Here is a 5067-nt window from a genome sequence, read left to right on the forward strand (position 1 = left end):
GGCGGTCAGCAGCAGTCCCGTCGCCACTTCGTCGTAGCCGAATTCGTGCTGCAGGTAGAAAGGCAGGGCCACCAGGGCGAGCATCTGCCCGAGGAACGAGCAGACGGACGTGGCGACCGACACCGAGAAAATCGGGATGCGCAGCAGGTCGAACGGCAGAATCGGGTAGGGTTCGCGCAGCTGGCTGCGGATGAACAGGAAGCCCACAATCAGCAGCGCGGCGATGCCTGCCGAGAGCAGGCGCGGATCCAGTCCGTGCGAGAAACCCTCGACCGAGGCCATCAGCAGGCCGAACGTCAGGGCGTTCATTACGGCGTCGCGCCAGTCGAAGCGGCGTTCGCGCACGCGTACGGGGTTGTCGGGCAGGAAGCGGCGGCTCAAAAAGAGGGCCGTCAGCCCGACGGGGATGTTCACGGCGAAGAGCCACGGCCACTCGGCCACCGAGAGGATGCCCGCGGCAATCGTGGGTCCCGCGACCGACGACACGGCCACGACCGTGGCGTTGATGCCCATGCCGCGGCCCAGTTGTGCCCGGGGGTAGATGATGCGGATAAGGGTGGTGTTGACCGACGTGACGGCCGCGGCGCCGAAGCCCTGCATGACGCGCGCCAGCACGAGGGTCGGAAGCGACGACGAGAGCGCGCAGCCCACCGATGCCACGGTGAAGAGCATCAGGCCGCCGATGTAGATTTTGCGGTAGCCCACCACGTCGCCCAGCGCCGAGAACGACAGCAGCGAAACCATGATGGCCAGCTGGTAGGCGTTGACGATCCAGATCGAGTCGGCCGACGAGATGCCCAGCTCCTGTCCGATGGTCGGCAATGCGACGTTGGCGATGGCGCTGTCGAGCACCGACAGCGAAACGCCCGCCGCCACGGCCAGAATCGCCCAGAGGCGGTGCGGCATCGGGAGTCCGTCCGACGGCGGCGTTATGTGGGGCAGGGTGCTCATCGGAGTGCAAAGGTACGAAAAAAAGATGTATCATTCGGTCTTATTTGTCGCACGGCGGCCGTTGCGGTGTGCATGTTGCAGGGCCCTCGGTGTGCCTGTCCGGGCATAACCGCATGCGCTGCTGCGGTTTGGGAGCGTGGCGTTGCGCACGCTCCGCCTGCCGGGCCCGTTAAAATTCGAAGACCTATGAAAAGAATCCTGTACAGACTCCTCTTCGCGGCCGTTATGGCCGCCTGTATCCCGGCGGTGTCGTCCGCTGCGCCCGGCGACGGGCAGGCCGGCTCGCTCGACACCCTGCGCCGCGAGGTGAAAGGCATCCGGAAAATCCTCGCTGAGCTGCCCCGCCTGTCCGGCTACGGGCAGGTCGGCTACCAGTACGAAACCAACCGGGGCGGCGTCGAAGGCGCCGATGCTTCGACGTTCATGGTCAAGCGCGTCCGCCTGATTATGACGGGCGACATCTCGAAAGTGTTCGAGTACAAGATGCAGCTCGAGGGGAATTCCACCTCGCGGGGCTCCGATTCGAAAGCGCTCATCAGCATGCAGGACTGGTACTTCAAGGCCAAAATCTGCCCGGCGCTGCAGATTTGGGCCGGGCAGTTCCCCATTCCGCTGACCATCGAGAACTACGACATCTCGCCCGGGACGCTCGAAACCCCCGACTTTTCGGCGGCAATCAACAAGATGGTGTGCCGCAATGCCGTGAGCGGCATCCTGACCTACGGCCGCGACATCGGCCTGCAGGCCACGGGCGGGTTTCTTTGGCGCGAAGGGTACAGCATCCTCGACTACAACCTGTGCGTCTACAACGGCGCGCAGATGAACTCCGCGGACGACAACCAGGCGAAAGACATCGTCGCGCGGCTGACCGTGCGGCCGATGCGCGACCTGCGCATTTCGGGTTCGGTGAACTGGGGCGAGTATCCCAATGCCAAATACGGCAAATACATCCCGATGACGCGCTATGCCGTGGGTGCGTGGTACGACAGCGACGGTGTGATGGTGCGCGGCGAATACGCCCATGCGGGCGCGGACACGGGTTTCGGCGAAAAGGGAACGGCCCGCGTCGACGAACATATGTATTACGTGATTGCCGGGTACAAAATCCGCGGCAAATACATGCCCCTGCTGCGTTACGACGTGTTCGACTGCAAACGGAACACCTGCCTGGGCGGAGCGGGGAAACAGCAGGATTTCCTCGTGGGATTCCTGTGGACGCCCCTTTCGCGCCTGAAAGTGCAGGCCGACTATACGCTTTCGACGTACGACGCCAACCGGAATTCGGCCGCGGATTTCGGAACCCGGAGCGGCAGTAAGCTGCAGTTGATGGTAATCGGCTATTTCTGACGCAGGGGCGTCTGCGGCAGGCGGTGTGTTCGGTGTGTTCGGACGTTCGGGTGTCGGTGCGGCCGGGCCGTGCAACAAAAACGAAGGCCCGGAATCACTCCGGGCCCCCGTCACACAACTATAAAATTTGAACTTTTTATTTTAAAACAGGGCTGTGTCGTTTTAAGGTCGGTGCGGTCGGTTACCTGCGGCAGCTTTCGGGGACGATGTCGCCCTGGGGCTCGATGCCCTTGAGGTGTTTGCCGAGGAATTTCTCCATCGCGCGGTAGAAGTCGAAGCGGTTCTCTTCGTTGTGGAAGCCGTGGCCCTCGTTGTCCTTGACCATGTAGTCCACCGCAACGCCGCGTTTGCGCAGGGCCTCGACCATCTGGTTGCTCTCGTTGATGTTCACGCGGGGGTCGTTGGCGCCCTGTACCACCAGCAGCGGGGCCTTGATGCGCTCGGCGTTGAGCGCCGGGGAGTTCGCGCGCAGCATTTCGGCGTCTTTTTCGGGGTTGCCCACCATCTCGTACATCATGTCGAGCATCGGTTTCCAGTAGGGCGGAATGGTCTGCAGGAACGAGAAGAGGTTCGATACGCCCACGTAATCCACGGCGCAGGCATACAGGTCGGGATCTTTGACGATGCCCTGCAGCGTGGCGTAGCCGCCGTACGAGCCGCCGTAGATGGCAATCTTCGCGGGGTCGGCGATTCCTTTGGCAACCAGCCAGTTCACGCCGTCCGTGATGTCGTCCTGCATGGTCTGGCCCCACTTGCCGTAGGCGATTTCGGTGAAGCGGCGTCCGAAGCCCGTCGAACCGCGGAAATTCATCTGCAGCACGGCGTAGCCGCGGTTGGCGAGGAACTGCGCCTCGGGGTTGAAGCCCCACGAATCGCGGGCCCAGGGGCCACCGTGGGGATTCACGACCACGGGCAGGTTCCTGGCGTCGTGCATCGTCCGTCCTGCGGGCAGCGTGAGGTAACCCTCGATTTCGAGGCCGTCGCGCGAGGGGTAGGTGACGGGAATCATTTCGGCCATCTGCCGCTCGTCGATCCACGGTGCGAGGTCGGCCAGCTTGGTCATCGTGTCCGCTTCGACATCGTAGAGGTAGTAGGCGCCCATCGTGCGGTCGCCGCCGGCGTAGACGATGTATTTGTCCTCGGCCTTGTTCGAGCTGCCGATGCCGACCTCATAGCCGCGCAGGTGCTTTTCCATGCGTCCGAACAGCTCGCCCGCCGCCTTGTCGAAGAAGTGGCGCGTCACGCCCTTGTGGCCCTCGTAGGAGGTGCCGAGCAGTTTCTTCTGCGCGTCGCTGTACCAGATTCCGCGCAGGTCGTATTTGTCGTTGGTGTAGAGCTCTTCCAACTCCTCGCACGTCGAGGGGTCCATCAGCACGAGCGCCGACTTGTCGCGCCCGAGGTTGGTGATGGCGTAGACCAGTTTGTTGTCGGGCGTGAACGCGGCGAACGACACGTCCTCCTTGAAGTTGGTCGTCAGCACGGGACGGAAATCCTCCTGCTCGTTGTCGCGGTAGCGAATCTGCGTGTTCACGCCGTCGACGATGGCATAGGCTACGCGCAGCTTGCCGTCGTGGTCGGTCTGCCAGCCCTGGATGTCGCCGGGGTTCTCGCACAGCATCGTCATTTCGCCCGTCGTGAGGTTCAGACGGTAGGGGTCGAAAATCATCGGGTTGCGTTGGTTGGTGCCGATAATCATCAGCGAGTCGATCTCCTCGAGCGGGTCGATAATCTGCGTGCACACGCCCGGGATGGCCGTGTAGGCTTTCGGGTCGCTGCCGTCGATGTTCACGCCGTAGAGCTGGAAATTCTCGTCGCCGCCCGTGTCTTTCAGGTAGAGGATGCGGTTGTCGTTGGCCCAGAAGTATCCGGACAGGTCGCGCTCGGTTTCCGAGGTGATGCGCACGGCCTGCTTGCCGTCGACCGCCTGCACGAAGATGTTGCGGCGGCTCTCGTAGGGCGCCATGTAGGAGAAGTATTTGCCGTCGGGCGAAATTTGGTACCCGGTTTTTTCCGTGTTGCGGAAGAATGTTTCCATCGGCAGTTCGGGGGCTGCCTTGGGGGCGCAGGCGGCGAGCAGGGCTGCCGTTGCGGCGAACATAAGGAGTTTTTTCATGGTGGGGTTTATTCGTTTGTGTTCTCTTCTTTTGCCGGTTTGCCCTGCTTTGCCGTCTGGCGCCAGATGCTGCCCAGGCAGAGCAGCAGTACGATTACGACCGGAATATCGCTCGCATGCGAGGCTTCGGGGAACAGCAGCCGGGTGGCGACGTTCACGGCAAAGGCGGCGACGACGAGAAAAACGGTCAGGATGCGGATGACTTTTTCGATTTCCATAGGGTGTCTTTTTAGTATCGACGCTGCAAACATACGAAAGAATTTTTGAATAACAAATAAAATTTATTGTTTTTCGATAAAAATTTTATGATAAGCGTGTCTTTGCTGTCTGGGAGCAATATAAAAAAAACGCCCGCAGGCGTTTTTCAATGACGACGGATGTGTCGTTTCAATCTTATTGCGCGTCGACGAATTTGTAGAGCTGGTCGCCGCGGCGGATTACCTCTTCGGTGTGCACGGCGCAGAGGGTGCCCTGCGATACGGACTGTACCGGCGTGCCGTCCGTGTCGTGCAGCTCCGTGAGCGTCTGGCAGGCGACCCCCGTGGTGGCGCCCATGAAGAAGATTTCCTCGCCGACGGCCAGCGGGGCCGCTTCGACCAGCACTTCGGCCACCGATATTTTTTTGTAGAAGTTGGTCACCTTGCCCACGTAGACCT

At 61.4% G+C, this 5067-nt stretch carries 4 protein-coding genes and 1 pseudogene; 1 reads left to right on the top strand and 4 read right to left on the bottom strand.

The window, feature by feature from the left end; genetic code table 11:
- On the bottom strand, positions 1 to 906 hold a 906-nt coding region (locus QZT71_RS11810; RefSeq protein ID WP_295916470.1), incomplete at its 3' end, for an MFS transporter.
- A 231-nt stretch (positions 907 to 1137) separates the two neighbouring features.
- On the opposite strand from QZT71_RS11810, the gene QZT71_RS11815 reads away from it, so the two are divergent.
- The gene (locus tag QZT71_RS11815; RefSeq protein WP_295916463.1) at positions 1138 to 2298 is read left to right on the top strand and encodes a porin; all 1161 of its coding nucleotides are present in this window, start codon (positions 1138 to 1140) and stop codon (positions 2296 to 2298) included.
- Between the two features lie 181 nt (positions 2299 to 2479).
- On the opposite strand, the gene QZT71_RS11820 is transcribed toward QZT71_RS11815, so the two are convergent.
- From QZT71_RS11820 to QZT71_RS11830, 3 genes and pseudogenes are all read right to left on the bottom strand, one after another.
- Positions 2480 to 4411, bottom strand: coding sequence for a prolyl oligopeptidase family serine peptidase (locus QZT71_RS11820; RefSeq protein WP_295916465.1), 1932 nt, complete (start codon positions 4409 to 4411; stop codon positions 2480 to 2482).
- A gap of 8 nt (positions 4412 to 4419) precedes the next feature.
- Entirely contained in the window at positions 4420 to 4629 is a 210-nt protein-coding gene (locus tag QZT71_RS11825) for a hypothetical protein (protein ID WP_295916468.1), read from the bottom strand.
- Positions 4630 to 4804: 175 nt separating this feature from the next.
- Positions 4805 to 5067: pseudogene (locus QZT71_RS11830) on the bottom strand (U32 family peptidase); the annotation flags it as partial.

Source organism: uncultured Alistipes sp. (assembly GCF_902388705.1).
In the GTDB taxonomy this organism is placed as follows: Bacteria; Bacteroidota; Bacteroidia; order Bacteroidales; family Rikenellaceae; genus Alistipes.

Bases quoted from the DNA above. Each gene is read 5' to 3' on its own strand.
- QZT71_RS11825 (WP_295916468.1), bottom strand. From the start codon at position 4,629: ATGGAAATCGAAAAAGTCATCCGCATCCTGACCGTTTTTCTCGTCGTC.
- QZT71_RS11820 (WP_295916465.1), bottom strand. From the start codon at position 4,411: ATGAAAAAACTCCTTATGTTCGCCGCAACGGCAGCCCTGCTCGCCGCC.
- QZT71_RS11815 (WP_295916463.1), top strand. From the start codon at position 1,138: ATGAAAAGAATCCTGTACAGACTCCTCTTCGCGGCCGTTATGGCCGCC.